Annotated in this window: 17 protein-coding genes; 5 read left to right on the top strand and 12 right to left on the bottom strand. The window is 70.7% G+C overall.

Features of this window, described 5'->3' with window-relative positions:
• Nucleotides 1-90 precede the first annotated feature (90 nt).
• Complete coding sequence (locus CYAGR_RS03465; RefSeq protein ID WP_015108385.1) at nt 91-1,200, top strand: hypothetical protein; 1,110 nt, start codon at nt 91-93, stop codon at nt 1,198-1,200.
• Here CYAGR_RS03465 and proB read toward each other — a convergent pair.
• The 6 genes from proB to CYAGR_RS03495 form a co-directional block, all read right to left on the bottom strand.
• A complete protein-coding gene (proB, locus tag CYAGR_RS03470; RefSeq protein WP_015108386.1) occupies nt 1,185-2,354 on the bottom strand; it encodes a glutamate 5-kinase in 1,170 nt (389 codons plus the stop codon). The two genes, CYAGR_RS03465 and proB, sit on opposite strands and share 16 nt — an antisense overlap.
• Complete coding sequence (locus CYAGR_RS03475) at nt 2,354-2,863, bottom strand: YqeG family HAD IIIA-type phosphatase (RefSeq protein WP_015108387.1); 510 nt, start codon at nt 2,861-2,863, stop codon at nt 2,354-2,356. Before CYAGR_RS03475 ends, proB begins: the two co-directional genes overlap by 1 nt.
• Complete coding sequence (locus tag CYAGR_RS03480; protein ID WP_043325387.1) at nt 2,863-3,411, bottom strand: DUF3727 domain-containing protein; 549 nt, start codon at nt 3,409-3,411, stop codon at nt 2,863-2,865. The genes CYAGR_RS03475 and CYAGR_RS03480 overlap by 1 nt, the downstream gene beginning before the upstream one ends.
• Nucleotides 3,412-3,430: 19 nt before the next feature.
• Entirely contained in the window at nt 3,431-3,949 is a 519-nt protein-coding gene (ruvX, locus tag CYAGR_RS03485; RefSeq protein ID WP_015108389.1) for a Holliday junction resolvase RuvX, read from the bottom strand.
• Complete coding sequence (locus tag CYAGR_RS03490; protein ID WP_245552595.1) at nt 3,950-5,026, bottom strand: hypothetical protein; 1,077 nt, start codon at nt 5,024-5,026, stop codon at nt 3,950-3,952.
• A gap of 92 nt (nt 5,027-5,118) precedes the next feature.
• Entirely contained in the window at nt 5,119-6,297 is a 1,179-nt protein-coding gene (locus tag CYAGR_RS03495; protein ID WP_015108391.1) for a hypothetical protein, read from the bottom strand.
• A gap of 85 nt (nt 6,298-6,382) precedes the next feature.
• On the opposite strand from CYAGR_RS03495, the gene CYAGR_RS03500 reads away from it, so the two are divergent.
• Nucleotides 6,383-7,762, top strand: coding sequence for a PhoH family protein (locus CYAGR_RS03500; protein WP_015108392.1), 1,380 nt, complete (start codon nt 6,383-6,385; stop codon nt 7,760-7,762).
• A gap of 132 nt (nt 7,763-7,894) precedes the next feature.
• Here CYAGR_RS03500 and CYAGR_RS19555 read toward each other — a convergent pair whose 3' ends face one another.
• The 6 genes from CYAGR_RS19555 to hisA form a co-directional block, all read right to left on the bottom strand.
• Nucleotides 7,895-8,347 (bottom strand): type II secretion system protein, encoded by a 453-nt coding sequence (locus CYAGR_RS19555; RefSeq protein ID WP_015108393.1) that lies wholly within the window; start codon nt 8,345-8,347, stop codon nt 7,895-7,897.
• A 213-nt stretch (nt 8,348-8,560) separates the two neighbouring features.
• On the bottom strand, nt 8,561-9,943 hold the full coding sequence (gene fumC, locus CYAGR_RS03505) for a class II fumarate hydratase (RefSeq protein WP_216593377.1): 1,383 nt from the start codon (nt 9,941-9,943) through the stop codon (nt 8,561-8,563).
• Nucleotides 9,940-10,533, bottom strand: coding sequence for a thylakoid membrane photosystem I accumulation factor (locus CYAGR_RS03510; protein ID WP_015108395.1), 594 nt, complete (start codon nt 10,531-10,533; stop codon nt 9,940-9,942). Before CYAGR_RS03510 ends, fumC begins: the two co-directional genes overlap by 4 nt.
• Nucleotides 10,534-10,555: 22 nt before the next feature.
• On the bottom strand, nt 10,556-12,220 hold the full coding sequence (locus tag CYAGR_RS03515; RefSeq protein ID WP_015108396.1) for a DUF3685 domain-containing protein: 1,665 nt from the start codon (nt 12,218-12,220) through the stop codon (nt 10,556-10,558).
• A gap of 87 nt (nt 12,221-12,307) precedes the next feature.
• A complete protein-coding gene (locus CYAGR_RS03520) occupies nt 12,308-12,673 on the bottom strand; it encodes a Fur family transcriptional regulator (protein WP_083891423.1) in 366 nt (121 codons plus the stop codon).
• A gap of 212 nt (nt 12,674-12,885) precedes the next feature.
• Nucleotides 12,886-13,647 (bottom strand): 1-(5-phosphoribosyl)-5-[(5-phosphoribosylamino)methylideneamino]imidazole-4-carboxamide isomerase, encoded by a 762-nt coding sequence (gene hisA / locus CYAGR_RS03525; protein WP_015108398.1) that lies wholly within the window; start codon nt 13,645-13,647, stop codon nt 12,886-12,888.
• Nucleotides 13,648-13,715: 68 nt separating this feature from the next.
• Between hisA and CYAGR_RS03530 the strand changes: the two genes are divergently transcribed.
• Genes CYAGR_RS03530 through CYAGR_RS03540 form a run of 3 tightly spaced genes read left to right on the top strand, consistent with a single transcriptional unit; the run spans nt 13,716 to nt 15,671 of the window.
• Entirely contained in the window at nt 13,716-13,958 is a 243-nt protein-coding gene (locus CYAGR_RS03530; RefSeq protein WP_015108399.1) for a hypothetical protein, read from the top strand.
• Nucleotides 13,948-14,709: a hypothetical protein gene (locus tag CYAGR_RS03535; protein WP_015108400.1), complete on the top strand. Its 762-nt coding sequence runs from the start codon at nt 13,948-13,950 to the stop codon at nt 14,707-14,709. Before CYAGR_RS03530 ends, CYAGR_RS03535 begins: the two co-directional genes overlap by 11 nt.
• A 44-nt stretch (nt 14,710-14,753) precedes the next feature.
• The gene (locus CYAGR_RS03540; RefSeq protein ID WP_015108401.1) at nt 14,754-15,671 is read left to right on the top strand and encodes an NAD-dependent epimerase/dehydratase family protein; all 918 of its coding nucleotides are present in this window, start codon (nt 14,754-14,756) and stop codon (nt 15,669-15,671) included.
• Nucleotides 15,672-15,725: the final 54 nt, after the last annotated feature.

The raw sequence follows: 15,725 nt of genomic DNA on the forward strand, positions 1-15,725 counted from the left end.
CGGCGCCCAGCTCAACGGACTGGGGCTGCTGCTCACCCCGCTGGTGCTGCTGCACCGCTCCGTGCAGGGCTGGCCCTGGCCCTTGAGCGGATGATCTGGCGGGAGCTGATCGAGGACGAGGTCCCCGCCAACCCGCTCGTCAGCCTGCTGGCCTTCCTGCTGTTCTCCGGCCTTTGCCTGCTGGTCAGCCTCCAGGGGGGCGTGGGCTACGTGATCGGCCTGCTGCTGTTCCTGCTGCCGATGGAGTGGCTGATGGCCCGGCTGGGCTACGGCGCGCCGCTGCAGCGGCGGGTGCAGCTGCAGAGCTGGGGCGACCGCCTCCGCCTGTTCGCGGACATGCCGGAGGGCAGCGAACGCCTGGAGCTGGGGCGGGCCGCCGTCACGGCCGTGCTGATCCGCCAGGCCAGCGTCCTGCTGGCGCCGCTGGGGGAGCGGTCCCTGGGCTGGGATCTGGTTCTGGCTGTGGCCGATCCCGTTGGGGAGCACCTGCTGGCCCGTGCCGCCGGCTTCTCCGGCGCCTGGCAGCGGGGCCACGCCCTGGCCGCCGATCTGGGGGTGCCCCTGCGCCTGGCCGGCGACCTGGACACCAGGCAGCTCGTCGGGTCCCGGCCGGGCGGGCCGCAGCCGGACAATGTCTGGAGGCTGGAGACCGGGGCCGCCAGCACGCGGCTGATCCGCAGCCGCCGCGGCGTGGGCGCGGCCCAGTGGTGGCGCTCCTTCGCCGAGCAGGGCAGGGATCTGCTGTTCGTCGCCGTGCTCAACACCGTGATGGTGAAGTACGGCGGCTTTCTGGTCTGGATGTTCGGGCCGCGCCTGGGCCTGAGCGCACCCACCACCCTGGTGCTGGATCTCTCCCTCCCGGGCCTGCTGTCGCTGGGCCTGCCGGAGTGGACCGTGATCCAGACCCTGCTGGTGATCGCCGCCCTCGGTGCCGCCGGCATCGGCAGCTACAGGCAATGGAGTCCCCAGGAGCTCTCCGTGGCGGACGACCAGATCCACCTCCGCCGCCCGGGCCAGCCCAGCCGCCAGCTGCCGTTGCGGATGATCACCGCCGTGCTGCGGCTGCCGGGTCCGGACCCCCGGGCCATTCTCTGGAGCGAACGCCGGCCGCCGATCGTGGTGGACGGCCTTTCCGGCGAGCGGGAGGCGGCCGAGCTGCTGGAGAAGCTGGAGGCCGTCCTCGATCAATCGCGTGGATGACGGCTGGTGAGCACCAGCTGGTCGCGGTGCACCACCGCATCCCCCACCGGCCCCAGCCGGCGGCGCACCTCCTCGCTGCTGAGGCCCTTGATCCGGCGCAGTTCTTCGCTGCTCAGGGTGCTCAGGCCCCGCCCCAGTTCGCGGCCATCACTGGCCAGCACCCGCACCGCCTCGCGCCTGGAGAAGTGACCCTCCACCTCACGGATGCCCACCGCCAGCAGGGAGGCGCCCTGCTGCAGAAGGGCGCGCTCGGCGCCCGCATCCACCCGCACGCTGCCCTTCACCAGCAGGGCATGGGCCAGCCAGCTCTTGCGGTCGGCCAGGGGGGTGGCGCTGGGCTGGAACACGGTGCCCACCTTCTCGCCGGCGAACAGGGCCTCAAGCACCGCCGGATCACGCCCATCGGCCAGCCGCACCCGGATGCCGCTGGAGGTGGCGATGCGGGCCGCCGCCAGCTTGGTGGTCATGCCGCCCGTGCCCCACTGCCCGCCCCCCTCGGCCACATGGCTGAGGCGCTCCAGCTCCGCCAGGTCGCGCACCTCCTCGATCGGGCTGGCCTCGGCATCGGTGCGGGGGTTGCCGGAATAAAGCCGGTCCACATCGGTGAGCAGCACCAGCTCATCGGCGCCGATCGCCACCGCCACCAGGGCCGACAGGGTGTCATTGTCGCCGAAGCGCAGCTCATCGGTGGCCAGGGTGTCGTTCTCGTTCACCACCGGCAGCACCCCCCACGCCAGCAGCTGCTCCAGGGTGCGGCAGGCATTCTGGTAGCGGCGCCTTGAGGCCAGATCGCTGCGGGTGAGCAGCACCTGGGCCACCGCCATCCCCCGGACGGCGAAGGCCTCCTGGTACAGGCCCATCAGCCGGCCCTGGCCGACGGCGGCAGCCGCCTGCAGGGCCACCACCTCGGTGGGGCGCCGGCTGAAGCGAAGCGCCTCGCAGCCCAGTCCCACGGCCCCGCTGGTCACCAGGGCCAGCTGGTCCCCCTGGCGCTGCTGGCGGCCGAAACTGGCGGCCAGATCGGCGATCACCGCCGCGGTGGAGCGCTCGGGACTGCCCCGCAGCAGGCTGGTGCCCAACTTGATCACCCGCCGCCGTCCAGGGCCGGCGCCCGCCGCCGGGCCGGAGGTTGGCGTTGTGCCGGACGTCGCCATCAGCCCGGAACCGAGCCCACCCAGCGGGCCATGCGCAGCTCCAGGTTCTGCAGCCGGTCCTGGCGGCAGGGTTCGCCGTCGGGATCAATCGGCTTCACCAGCACCGTGAACAGGCCCATGCGGTTGCCCACCAGCACGTCGGTGAACAGCCGGTCGCCCACCAGGGCCACCTGGGCCGGGGGCAGGGCGAGGTCCTGCAGCACCTTGCGCAGGGCGGCGCGGCGCGGCTTGCCCGCCGAGGTGGTGTAAGGAAGCCCCATCGTGTCCGCCACCGCACCGATGCGGCGGCGGGAGGGGTTGTTGCTGAGCAGGTGCAGGGGCATCCGCTCACGGGCATGGCGCAGCCACACCTCGGCCTGCAGGGGCATGGTGGCCTGGCGGCGGGGCAGCAGGGTGCGGTCAACGTCGAGGACCAGGGCGCGGATGCCACGGTCGACCAGCTCCTGCAGGGGCAGGTGCGCCAGGGAGGTCCCCGGAAACCAGTCGGGCGTAAGCAGGTCGCGCAGCATCAGTCGTCGCTCTCCCGTTCGTCGAGCTCGGCCTCGATGCGGGGCTGGACCCGCTCGAACTCCTCGCCCTCCACCATCACCGCGTCGGCGCCGTCCATGCGGGCCACCACGAAGAAGGGATCCAGGGGAATGTAGAGGCCGTACTCCTCATCGCCGGCCATGAAGCTCACGAGCAGCTCATAGGTCTCGCTGTCATCATCGCCTTCCTCGTCCTCGAGATCGTCGGGATCGGGCTCCTCCAGCTCACCGCTGACGGTGAGGGTGACGGCGGAGCGCACCAGGGTGAGGTCGTGCTCCTGCAGCACCACATCCGCCACCGACAGCACCGGTTCGGTGGCATCGAGGGTCTCGATCAGTTCGGGGTCGTCGTCCTCCCGCAGCCGGAACAGGCACACCGGGGTGTCCACCGGCGTCAGCAGGGCGTAGTCGTGGCCGTCCAGGGGGATCAGCTGCTCCAGGAAGCACAGCAGCTGGCGGCCGCTGCCGTCACGCACCTGCACGGTGGGCACATCACCGGAGCCCGTCATCGCAGGGGGGTCGGAGGCCATCAAGAGGAAGCGGGTCTCCTCAGAATGAATGAGCACCGGCCCGACTGCCCACGGCGATGGCCGCCGGGTCGACCGGATCTGGGCTGAACAGGGCGGGATCCAGGGCCTCGGGCCCCTCCCTCAGCCACTGCTCCAGCAGCAGCGCCGCGGCTGCGCTGTCGAGCCGACCGCTGCGGTCGCCGTGAAGCCCGAAGCGCTCGCCGGCCGCCCAGCTGCTGGCGTGCTCATCCACCCAGGCCAGGGGCAGGGGCTGGCCAAGGGCCGTCAGGGCCCGGGCCAGCCGCAGGCCATAGCGGCGGCAGTGGACCCCCTGGGGGGTGGGCCGCTGGCCGGCATCAAGGGGCAGGCCCACCACCAGCGCCTCCACCCGCCGCTGGCGCACCAGCTCCAGCAGCCGCCCCAGGTCGGCCTGGAACTCCCCCCGGGCCAGGGCGGGCAGGGGCGTCACCGTGACGCCCAGGGGATCACAGCCGGCCAGGCCGATGCGACGGCGGCCCACATCCAGGGCCAGCACCGACCGCGGCCGGGGCGGCGCCATTCAGCGCAGAACGAGGGGGGCGGTGGGCAGGCTGCCGAGGGGGCCGGTGGGGGTGGGCATGGGCCGCCGCCGCGGCTGTAGTTGCTCCAGCACCGCCTCGATGCGCCGCGCCGCCCGCTTGGCCGGCTGGCCCTCCTGGCGGCGCCAGACGCTGCGGGCCATCAGCACCTCCTCGCCGTGGGCCTCGGCCCCGAGGTCCTGCAGCCAGCGCTGGCGTTCTTCGTCGCTCACCTCGCAACGCAGCCAGAGGCTGCCGCCCCCCTGACCGATGCGGTGCAGCAACAACTCGGCCGCGTTCCCAAGCAGATGGCCCCAGCCGGGGTGGACGCTCAGCTCCACAGCCTGGCCGCCGCCAGGATGCTCATCGAGCCAGCGCACGCCGGCCACCGCTTCGTTGCGGACGCCATCCACCAGCATCCAGCCATGGCTGCGGCTCTGGTCGAGCAGGTCCTCGATGCGGCGGTCCTGCAGCTGGCGCAGGTGGGCCGGGCAGGTGGCCTGCTCCAGGTGCCAGAGCAGCGGCGCGGTGCGGCGGTTGAGCGGGCGCAGCTGCAGATCGGCCGGAGCGGCAGGGACGGGCCGGTCGGCCGGGAGCTGCCAACGCCAGAGGCGATCGGTGCGCTGGGGCTGGAAGCCCTGCTCCCGCAACGTGGCCAGCCGGGGAGTGTCGAGGCTGGAGGCGGTGGCGATCCAGCTGGCGGCGCCCTTCACCCGGCCGATGGCCTGGCGCAGCAGATCCCCAGCCATGGGCGCCCCCTCCGTGGCGGCCAGGGCCAGGCGCAGGTGCTGCACCTGCCAGCAGGTGCCGCTGCGGTTGAGGCGGCGGCAGACGATCAGGCCCAAGGCCTGCTGGCGGGTGAGCCCCTGGCGCTGCAGGGCCACCAGCACCTGGGCGGCCATCGGGCGGCGGCTGGTCACCGCCGTCAGCAGCTGCTCCGGCAGGGCGAGCAGCAGCGAGCGCTGCAGCAGCGGCTGCAGCGGCAGGAAGGCGGGGTCATCGAGCAGGGGGAGGTGCCAACCCTGCAGCGGTTCCACCGTCCAGGTGGGGGAGGTTCTGCCCTGGGCAGGCACTGGCACGGCAGGCACTGGCACGGCAGACGACGGTGGGGAAGGGGGCGTGGGCGAATCGGAACCGACGCGGCGGGTGCTGGCGGCGTCATCGAAGAATTCTACGTGGGACGCACCAGCACCAGAGGCGTGCGCTCGTTGGCATTGCCGGCGGGGTTGGGCCGCAGGGCCCGCATCAGCAGGGCTTCATCGGTGCCGCCGCTGGCGGCCAGCACCTTCACACGCCCCAGGTCGTTGACGTCCACCACCGCCACCGCCACGCCGAGGGCCGCCGCCATCCGCTCGCACCAGGCCGCCGGCTGGTCCGGACCGAGCACGATCGTCTGGTCGTAGGGGGGCGTGGTGCCGGTGATGTCGTCGATCAGACGCGCCTGCTCGCCCGCCAGCCGATAGAACCAGCCCTTGCTGCCCACCAGCTTCAGGGCGGTGCCCACCACCCAGGCCCCGAGCACCCGGGCCGGGCCGGACACATCGATCAGGGTCTGGAGGCCGCAGGCCGTCGCCAGGGAGCTGGTGGGGTGGAACACCCGGCAGAGCAGGCGGGCCAGGAAGGAGGGCTCCACCGTCGAGGGGTGGTGGTAGCGGCCCTGGATCACCGCCAGGGGCGTTTCGCCGATGGTGAGCACATCACCCGGCTGCAGCAGCCCTGAGGTGTAGCGCTGCAGCACCTCCAGCGGATCGTCGAGCACCCCGAGCAGGTGGGTGCGCACCGGCAGCACCCGGCAGCGCTCCCCCTCGCGCCAGCCCGGGGCGGATGGGTCGCCCGGTTCCGGCTTCTGCAGCGGCAGCAGGATGCCCTGGCGCCGCTGCAGCCGGCCGAAGGGGCCGTAGTTCACCCAGTGGATGTCCATCCAGAGGGTGTCGAGCACGCTCTCCAGATCCAGCCCGCCGGGTGCCGTCAGGTTGAGGCGGATGTGGGCGGCGGTCGTCTTGCGGCCCTTGATGATGTAGGCGGCCCAGTAGCCATCGGGACGGGCCTCCTCGTCGGGGTGCAGCGGCGTGATGTGCAGCTCGTGGCGCACCTGGCTGACGTCACTGCGGCCCAGCAGGGTTGGCACCACCGTGATCTCGGGCACCATCACCTCCATGCGGGGGTGGGGGTTGCGGATGTGGACCTCGCCGGTGATCTCCAGGCCCTGGGCCCGACGCCGCACCTGGAAGGATCCCGGCAGCAGCTGCAGGGGCGAGGCGGGCCGGAGGCGATGGCGCAGTTCGAGCACCACCAGCCCAAGGCCGAGGAGCAGCAGCAGGACCAGCAGGCAGGAAACGGGGAACGGCAAGCCGATACGTCGGGGAATGTCCGGCCGGAGCGTAGATGCGCCCACGGACCTAGCTTCGGCCCCATGGAACCGGCAGGGCACTGGCATGCGCAAGACCTTCGTGCTCGACACCAACGTGTTGCTGCATGACCCCCAGGCCCTGAACCGGTTCGAGGACAACCAGGTGGTGATCCCGATCGAGGTGGTCGAGGAGATCGACCGCTTCAAGCGGGACCCCTCCGAGAAGGGCCGCAATGCACGCCAGGTGTCGCGCCTGCTCGACCAGCTGCGCGAGAAGGGCAACCTGGCCGAAGGCGTGCCCATCGACGACGTCAGCGGCGGCACCCTGAAGGTGGTGTTCTGCCGCAGCGAGACCCTGAGCCAGCTGCCCCCCGAGCTGAAGGCGGGCAACGGCGACAACAACATCCTGGCCGTGGCCCTGGAGCAGCGCCTGCAGGAGGTGGTGGGCAGCCAGCCGCCGGTGGTGCTCGTCACGAAGGACACCAACCTGCGCATCAAGGCCGATGCGGTGGGTCTGATCGCCCAGGACTACACCACCGACAAGGTGGACATGGCCGACCTCTACCCGGGCTTCTGCGAGCGCTGGGTCGACGCCGATCAGATGGACCGGGTGAAGACCGGTGATGGCCTGCCGGCGGACGCCATTCCGGAGCAGACGGTGGCCGTCTCGCCGCTGCAGGCGAACGAGGGGGTGACCCTCATCGATCTGGCCCAGCCCGCCCATACCCTGCTGGCCCGCTACAACGGCCGCACCGGCACCCTGCAGCCGCTGCAGAAGTCACCCAAGGCCAAGATGGGCCGCATCCAGCCCCGGAACCGGGAGCAGTCCTTCGCCCTCGATCTGCTGCTCGATCCGGCGGTGGCCCTGGTGACCCTGGTGGGCAAGGCCGGCACCGGCAAGACCCTGCTGGCCCTGGCGGCGGGTCTGCACCAGGTGGCCGACGATCACCTCTACGAACGGCTGCTCGTGACCCGGCCGGTGATCTCCCTGGGCAAGGAGATGGGCTTTCTGCCCGGGGACCTCGAGGAAAAGATGGCCCCCTGGATGCAACCGATCGTCGACAACCTCGACTTCCTGCTCGGGGGCGACGAAGGCCAGCCCGCACGCGGCGGCCACCGCCCGCCCCGCAGCAACTGGAGCGACCTCAAGGGCATGGGCCTGCTGGAAGTGGAGGCGATCAGCTACATCCGCGGCCGCTCGATCCCCCGCCAGTTCATGGTGGTGGACGAGGCCCAGAACCTCACCCCCCATGAGGTGAAGACGATCGTCACCCGGGTGGGGGAAGGCACCAAGATCGTCCTCACCGGCGACCCCTACCAGATCGACAATCCCTACGTGGATGCGGAGAGCAACGGGCTCACCTGGCTGGTGGAACGCTTCAAGGGCCAGCTGCTCTCCGGCCACATCACCCTGATGCGGGGCGAACGCTCCGAGCTTGCCGAACTGGCGGCGAACCTGCTGTGAATCTCGCGCCCAGAGTCAGCAACCAGAGTGATCCAGAGGAGGTGGCGCCGTTGGTGGCAATGCGCAACCGGGCGGGATGGGCCTAGCGGCCGCTGCCCGCATCTCAGCCAAGCCCCCCTCCAAGCAGCAGCGTCAGAGGTAGCAGGTGACGAGACCATTCTGGCCAACGATGAACAAGGCAGAACTGGTCCAACGGGATGCCACTGAAGAAAGACATCTCACCCCCGTTGCATCGCCACTCCAACTTCGACTAAAGAAAACAATTTGCCGAGTTCCGTCACAGGTGAATGCGTTACCGGAGCGAGGCTCCGTCCCCTCAGTAGGTATCCTGGAGATCATCCCGACAGCACAGTTTTTGGCGATTCCCAGTGATTCGCCGATGCTCGCGCCAGCCTCCGCAGAACTTCTGGCGCGAAGGTAGTTCGGCAACACCACTGCAGATATCGTTCCCACGATTGACACAACTACCATCAGCTCAAGAAGGGTAAAACCCGTTCTTACAGGAGCTGGCCATCCTCTAGCCTGCCGTTGGTACGAGGGAGGAAAGAATCGTCGACGTCGAAAGGGAGAGGAAGGGTTAGGCATGGATGCGATCAGAGCCCCAGAGGAGCAGCGGCACAGAAATTATGTTGAAAGATAAGCTATTGCAGGCTTTGTTGCGGGGATCATTCACTCATTCGACCTCTCCAGAAAGGGCGGCATTGATGTTTGATAACCACGTGGACAAACTACCCAATCAAATGGGCGTCTTCAAGCCCAGGCCCGGTTCAGCCCTTCGGCCAGGGACGTGCGGGACCCTCACACCATCTGCTCGGGCCTGACGAGGCGGTCGAACTCCTCCCCGCTGATCTCGCCCAGCACCAGGGCCGCCTCCCGCAGGCTGAGCCGGTGCTCGTGGGCATGGCGGGCGATGGCACAGGCCCGGTCGTAGCCGATCGCCGGTGTCAGGGCCGTCACCAACATCAGGCTGCGATCCCGCATGGCTTCGATGTGGGCCACATCGGCCTGCAGGCCCTCGATGCAGAGTTCCCGGAACGTGCCGCAGCTCCCCCCCAGCAGGTCGATGCTTTCCAGCAGGTTGTGGGCGATCAGGGGCTTGAACACATTCAGCTCAAAGTTCCCCTGGCTGGCCGCCATCTGGACGGCGGTGTTGTTGCCCATCACCTGCACGGCCACCATGGTGAGGCTCTCGCACTGGGTGGGGTTCACCTTGCCGGGCATGATGCTGGAGCCTGGTTCGTTCTCCGGCAGCACCAGTTCACCCAGGCCGCAGCGGGGCCCGCTCGCCAGCCAGCGGATGTCGTTGGCGATCTTCATCAGGCTGCCCGCCAGAACGGTGAGCGCCCCGTGGGCCGCCGCCAGGCCCTCCTGGCCCGCAAGGGCCTGGAACTTGTCGGGGGCACTGGTGAAGGGCAGGCCGATGCGCTCCGCCAGCCGGGAGGCCACCGCCTCACCGAAGCCCGCCGGCGCATTGAGCCCTGTGCCCACGGCCGTGCCGCCGATGGCCAGCTGCAGCACCTGGGGCAGGGTCGCCCGCAGGCCCGCCAGCCCCAGCTCCAGCTGGGAGGCGTAGCCGCCGAACTCCTGGCCCAGGCTCAGGGGCACCGCATCCTGCAGGTGGGTGCGACCGATCTTGATCAGGCCGGCGTAGGCCTCCGCCTTCTGGCGCAGGGCGGTAATCAGGGCCTCCAGGCTGGGGATCAGCCGCTGATGCAGCGCGATCGCCACCGCCATGTGCATGGCGGCTGGGAAGGTGTCGTTGCTCGACTGGCTGAGGTTGACGTGGTCGTTCGGGTGCACCGGCACCTTGCTGCCCAGCACGCCGCCGGCGGCGGCGATCGCCCGGTTGGCGATCACCTCATTGACGTTCATGTTGGTCTGGGTACCCGACCCGGTCTGCCAGACCCGCAGCGGGAACTCGCCATCGAGCCGGCCCTGGCTCACCTCCTCGGCGGCGGCCACGATCAGGCCTGCGAGCTGCGGGCTCAGCACCCCACGGGCCGCGTTCACCTCGGCGCAGGCGGCCTTGAGCTGGCCGAAGGCTTGCACCACCGCGATCGGCATCGGCGCGCCGAAGGGGAAGTTGCGCAGGGAACGCTGGGTCTGGGCGCCCCAGTAGTGCTCAGCCGGCACCTCCACCGGGCCGAGGCTATCGGTTTCGGTGCGGGTGGACGGCATCAGCGGGACGCCACCACTTCGCTGTTGAGTTCGTTGAAGCTCAAGGTGGCGCTGTTCCCCGAGCCCGGAGCCATCGGAATGCCGGTGGCGTCGCTCACGGCCGTGTTGATGGCATCGACGCTCACCTGACCGTGGCGATCGAAGACGACGCGGCCGGTGCTGTCGATCACCACCACCTGGGGAATCAGGCCGTCCCAGTAGTGGGCGGGATCGGCTGTGCCGCCATCGGGCCGGTTCTGGAGCGGATCGGTGACCAAGGGGATCAGGTCGACGGCATTGCCCCAGACTCGCTGCAGCTCCGACACCACCGGAGAGAACTGCTTGCTGACGCTGCTGTCGTCGAGGTAATAGACGAGCACCGCCACCCGATGCTCCTCGAGGGACTGGGCCAGGCTGCTGCGGGGCGGCACCAGGGAGCCGTTGCCGGCGTAAAGGGCGAAGATGTTGCCGTCGTAGCGGTCGTTCTCGAGGCTGGCCGCCGCCTCGCCCGGCGCCCAGAGCAGCCCCAGCACCACGGTCAGCAGCAGGGCCCAGAGGCCGGCGAGGGGCCGGGAGCGCGAACGGAGCAAGGGGAAGCGGGCAGGTGGGCTCATTGTGCCGTGGTACCCGACCACCTCAGCTGCGGTTGAGGCTGCGGCCCATGCCCTGGACGATGCCCCGACCCACCAGGCCGATCGCCCGGCCGAGCACCTGGGTCAGGAGGACAACCAGCAGATCGCCGAGGCGTTTGAGCAGGCTGCGGAGCTGGGGGCCCAGGGCATCCCGCGCCTCCAGGGCCAGGGTGACCGCCTGCTGCACCCAGCCCAGCTGGCGCAGCTCGGCATCGCGGGGCTCGGTGAGATCCACGCAGTCGATTGCGCCGTCGCCCAAACGGAACAGGGGGCGGCGGCTCTCGTAGAGGTGGATGGGGCGCTCGAACCAGCTTGTCCAGCGCTGCTGGGCATTGAGCTGGTTGCGCAGCCGTTCCAGGTTGCGGGTGGCGAGCAGTTCGGGGCGCAGCAGGTACCGGCGCAGTTCGGGCCAATCGGCGCAGGCCGCCAGCACCTCGGCGCTGATCAGCTCGGCGCTGCGCACCAGCCAGTTGCTGAGCAGCAGCTCCAGATACAGGACCGCCTGGGGCTCATCCGGCGCCACCAGACGGCCATCCACCAGAAGGGGGCGCGCCTGCAGCAGCGGGCTGAGCATGACGGCGGGATCGGGCAGCTCGAGATCGTCGGCGTCGAGGCTGCTGCGGTGCAGGAGGGTCTCGGCCACCGGGCAGAGCCGGCCCTCCATGGGCAGCTGCACGTAGGACCCGGCCATGGAGCGCAGGGCCTGCTGACGCAGCTCTGGCTGGAGTTCCTTCCAGAGCCGCTCCAGCTGCTCGCCGCGGGGATCGTCCTGGAGCAGGCGCTGGCGCAGCCGGTCGAACTGCTCCAGCAGCCCCAGCAGCAGGTCGCTGCGGCGGGAGGCATGGAGGCCGTCGAGGGCCAGCATCTGGCCGCTGTTGTTGCTGGGGTCGGCGGCGGCGGCCTCCGTGAGCCGGCCCCGCAGAGCCTCCCAGAGCCCTTCGGCGGTGCGTTGCCGCAGGGTGATCGCCACCCCGTGGGCCGGTGTGTCGGTCGAGCCGCTGTCCGGGGCGACGGGCGTGCTGGGCGCCCCGCCCTGGCCATCGAGGGTCTGGCCCCAGGCCAGACTGACGGGCCCCCAGAGCCAGAGCAGCAGGCGCCGGGCCAGCCGCAGCTCCCGCACCCGGCCCTGCAGGAGCAGCAACGGCAGCAGGTCGACCGGCGGCGGATCCAGCAGGCGCAGGCAGAGGCGGAGTTCGGCATCGATCTGCTGCAGGCCGCTCAGCAGCAGCCACTGGCCCAGGCCCATCGGCACCGAGGGGCCGGGCTCCTCGCCCCGTCGCGTCGCGGCAATGGCCAGCACCCGGCCGCCGGCCAGCAGGGTGGTAACCGCCTGCCGCAGGCTCTCGGCATCAGCCTGCTCGATCAGCCCCTGAGCCGGCAGCTGCAGCAGGAGATCGCTGCCGTAGGGGTGGGTCGCGGGCAGCAGCAGCAGCAGCGGCGCCGGGTGCCAGCGCTCCAGCAGCCGGCGGCTTTCGGCGTCGAGGGCCTGGGGTTCGGGCAGGCTGCCGAGGCACCAGAGGACGAGCTGGGGTGCCCCCTGGAGCTCCTCGGGGCCGACCACCCGGCAACCGCCCCAGCCGTCGGGATCCGCATCGGAATCGGCAGCCTCCAGCCAGCTGGTGAGGCCGGCGCGCTCGAGGGGGTCAGCGAACAGCAGCAGCTGGGGCACGGGCCGTGCTGGACGTCGTCCCACGTTGCCAGAGAAGGAATGGCCCGACCTTAACCAAGGCGCCGGGCTTTCTCCAGTGCCAACGCTTCAGGAGGGGCGGGGGCGACCCGAGAGATGCAGGGTGTACGACTCGATCGCAAAGCCCGTCTGCTCCTCGATCTGCCGGAGTAGATGGTCGGGGAGGAGAACGTCGAGGTCGTGAATGGCGCCGGACTGGGTGCAGGTCAGATGGCTGTGGGGATCGGCGCGGTAGCCATAGAGACGGCCACTGGCCCGCTCGATGCACTCGATCACCCCGGCCGATTGCAGCGCCTCGAGATTCTGATAGACGGAGGTGTGGCCGATGTGGCGTCCCTGGTTGTTGAGCTTGTCGAAGATGTCGCGGGCGGAGAGATGGCTCTTCTCGTCCCAGAGAAGATCCAGCACCATGCGCCGCTGGCGGCTCAGCCGCATGCCCAGCTCCCGGCAGCGCTGGTAGACCTCCTCCACATGGGACGGGGCCGTGGCCACCGCATGGCGATCACCGGCCTCGCCACGGCGGCCCGAGGCCGCGGAGGATGCGGTGGTCGTGGGGATAGGCAAACGTTGCCGCGGAACACATTGGCTCTGTTATAGGGCAGTTGCCCGATCATCGGCATGAACGCCACAGCGGCGGCCGGCCTGCCTCAGGCGATCGGCAGCCGCAGCGGATCCTGGAGCCGACCGTCACCGAGGGCCTGCAGCGCCTCGGCCAGCTCCACCCTTCCGTCGTAGAGGGCCCGTCCCACGATCACCCCCTCCACGCCGAGGGGTTCGAGACTCAGCAGGCTGAGCAGGTCGGTGAGGCTGCCCACACCGCCTGAGGCGATCACCGGCAGGGAGGTGGCCTGGGCCATGGCTCGCAGGGCCGCCAGGTTGGGGCCCTCCAGGGTGCCGTCGGTGGCGATGTCGGTGCTGATGATCGCCGCCACGCCGGTGCCCTCCAGGCTGGCGGCCAGGGCCGTCGCCTCCACCGTGCTCTGCTCGATCCAGCCGCGGGTGGCCACCTTGCCCTCATTGGCATCGATCCCCACCACGATCCGGCCCGGGTGACGGGCCGCCAGGTCCCGCACCAGGGCCGGGTTCTCCACGGCGACCGTGCCCAGGATCACCCGGTCCACACCCCAGCCCAGCAGCTGTTCGGCCCGCTCCGCCGTTCGCACCCCTCCCCCCAGCTGCACCGGGATCTCCAGGGCCGCAGCGATGGCCTGCACGGCGCCGTCGTTGCGGGGTTCGCCGCTCCGGGCGCCGTCGAGATCGACCAGATGCAGTCGCGTGGCCCCCTGGCGCTGCCACTCACGGGCCTGGGCCACCGGATCGTCGCTGAAGCGGGTGACGCGGCCGTAGTCGCCCTGATGCAGTCGCACGCAATGCCCGTCGAGCAGATCGATGGCGGGAATGACTTGCATGGAAAGGAGGACAATGCCGCTGTCGGCTCCATCCTGTGCCATGACGCTGCCCGGATGATGCGGACCTGATGGCCCCCACCCCTCCCGACCTCGCCGCTCCCGACCTCGCCCCGGACGACTGGCGCCGCCTCAGGGACGCACTCCGCTACCAGGGCCGCGATCTGCATCACCGCTCCTACGCGGTGGATTCGCGGCGCCGGGAACTGCTCTGGGAGGAGATGGACCGCTGCCTGGCTCTGGCCGATCGCATCGAGCGGCATCTCGAAGTCGTCGGCGCACTCGACGCACTCGACGGGGCCGATGCGGGCTGAGAGGACGGGGCCCCTGCGGCTGTTGGCCCTGCTGCTGCTCTTCGCCGGCGCTGGCCCGGCCCCGGCCCAGCCCCTGGCGCCCCCGCCGCTGGCGCCCCCGGCCCCGCCGCCGCGCTCCCTGCTGGGGCCCGATGGCCCCGATCCCCGCGACAGGCCGCCCCCCCTGGCGCCACCGGGCTCGGTGATCCCGCCGATCAACCGCCCCGATCCCCGACTGGAGGCGGCCCTGCGGGCCCGCCTGTTCGGCGGCCCGCTGGCCTCCCCCCCCGCGGCGGCTGGGGATCCCGACCAGACCGAGTGGGAGCAGGCCCGTGCCACGGCCACCCGGCCGGTCTGCGCCGACGTGGGGCCCCTGCGCTACCTCCACAACCGGGTCGACCTGGACGGTGACGGCCGTCTGGAGACCGTGGCGGTGGTGGTGGGCTCCTACGCCTGCTCCAGCGGCGGCTGCAGCCTGCTGATCTTCCGGGACAACGACGGCAGCCTGGAGCTGGTGGCGGAGAACGGCCTGTTCCAGTCCCCCCTGACGGTGATCAGCAACCGCCACCGCGGCTGGCTGGATCTCACCATGCCCGCCAGCCTGCACGGCGCGCCCGATGGTCTCAAGGAGCTGCGCTTCGACGGCCGCACCTACCGGCCGGTGCCGCTGCCGGTGGCCGAAGGAGCCAGCCCTCCGCCGGGAACGGTGCTGCTGGAACTGCTGCCATTGCCCTTCGAGCGCCTGGGCCAGCCCTTCCCCTGCGGCCCCTGATCCGGACCGGCCGCTTGAATGGCGCTCACCGACGCGGCATGGCGATGAGGATCCTGGTGATGGGCGGCACCCGTTTTGTGGGCCGCCCCCTGGTCAACCGGCTGCTGGGCGCTGGCCATGAGCTCAGCCTCTTCACCCGTGGCCGCCAGCCGGTGCCGGCGGGGGTCGAGCATCTGCAGGGCGACCGCAGCAGCGCCGAAGGTCTGGCGGCCCTCCAGGACCGCCCCTTCGATGTGATCGTCGACAGCTCCGGCCGCACCCTGGAGGACACCCGCCAGGTGATCGAGCGCACCGGCCCCCCCTCCCACCGGCTGGTGTACGTCAGCTCGGCCGGGGTCTACGCCGACAGCGAGCTCTGGCCCCTGGACGAGGACTCCCCCACCGATCCCCAGAGCCGTCACGCCGGCAAGCTGGATACCGAAGCCTGGCTGCGCCAGGAGGGCATCCCCTTCACCAGCTTCCGGCCCACCTACATCGTCGGCCCGGGCAACTACAACCCGGTGGAGAGCTGGTTCTTCGATCGCCTCGTGCACGGCCGGCCGGTGCCCCTGCCCGGGGACGGCAGCACCATCACCCAGCTGGGCCATGTGGCCGACCTGGCCGCCGCCATGGCCCGCTGCATCGAGGTGGAGGCCGCCACCAATCGCATCTACAACTGCACCGGCTCCCAGGGCATCAGCTTCCGGGGACTGGTGGCCGCCGCCGCCCGCGCCTGCGGCACCGATCCGGAGGCGGTGGAGGTCCGCAGCTTCGATCCCGCCGGTCTCGACAAGAAGGCCCGCAAGGCCTTCCCCCTGCGCCTGGCCCACTTCCTCACCGACACCCACCGGGTGCGGCGGGAGCTGGCCTGGGAGCCGGCCTTCGACCTGGAGGCCACCCTGGCCGATAGCTATGCCAACGACTACGCCCTGCGGATGCCCACCACGCCCGACTTCAGCGGCGACGAGGCCCTGCTGGGCTGAAGGGTCAGGGCTTCCATCAGCGCCGGTTCCATGCCATCGCCCAAAGCCAGGATG

The sequence above is a fragment of the Cyanobium gracile PCC 6307 genome (assembly GCF_000316515.1).
Taxonomy (GTDB): Bacteria; Cyanobacteriota; Cyanobacteriia; order PCC-6307; family Cyanobiaceae; genus Cyanobium; species Cyanobium gracile.

Bases quoted from the DNA above. Each gene is read 5' to 3' on its own strand.
- proB (WP_015108386.1), bottom strand. From the start codon at position 2,354: ATGGCGACGTCCGGCACAACGCCAACCTCCGGCCCGGCGGCGGGCGCC.
- CYAGR_RS03540 (WP_015108401.1), top strand. From the start codon at position 14,754: ATGAGGATCCTGGTGATGGGCGGCACCCGTTTTGTGGGCCGCCCCCTG.
- CYAGR_RS03510 (WP_015108395.1), bottom strand. From the start codon at position 10,533: ATGAGCCCACCTGCCCGCTTCCCCTTGCTCCGTTCGCGCTCCCGGCCC.
- CYAGR_RS03530 (WP_015108399.1), top strand. From the start codon at position 13,716: ATGGCCCCCACCCCTCCCGACCTCGCCGCTCCCGACCTCGCCCCGGAC.
- CYAGR_RS03500 (WP_015108392.1), top strand. From the start codon at position 6,383: ATGCGCAAGACCTTCGTGCTCGACACCAACGTGTTGCTGCATGACCCC.
- CYAGR_RS03520 (WP_083891423.1), bottom strand. From the start codon at position 12,673: ATGCGGCTGAGCCGCCAGCGGCGCATGGTGCTGGATCTTCTCTGGGAC.
- CYAGR_RS03480 (WP_043325387.1), bottom strand. From the start codon at position 3,411: ATGGCCTCCGACCCCCCTGCGATGACGGGCTCCGGTGATGTGCCCACC.
- hisA (WP_015108398.1), bottom strand. From the start codon at position 13,647: ATGCAAGTCATTCCCGCCATCGATCTGCTCGACGGGCATTGCGTGCGA.
- CYAGR_RS03535 (WP_015108400.1), top strand. From the start codon at position 13,948: ATGCGGGCTGAGAGGACGGGGCCCCTGCGGCTGTTGGCCCTGCTGCTG.
- CYAGR_RS03465 (WP_015108385.1), top strand. From the start codon at position 91: ATGATCTGGCGGGAGCTGATCGAGGACGAGGTCCCCGCCAACCCGCTC.
- ruvX (WP_015108389.1), bottom strand. From the start codon at position 3,949: ATGGCGCCGCCCCGGCCGCGGTCGGTGCTGGCCCTGGATGTGGGCCGC.
- CYAGR_RS03475 (WP_015108387.1), bottom strand. From the start codon at position 2,863: ATGCTGCGCGACCTGCTTACGCCCGACTGGTTTCCGGGGACCTCCCTG.
- CYAGR_RS19555 (WP_015108393.1), bottom strand. From the start codon at position 8,347: ATGCCTAACCCTTCCTCTCCCTTTCGACGTCGACGATTCTTTCCTCCC.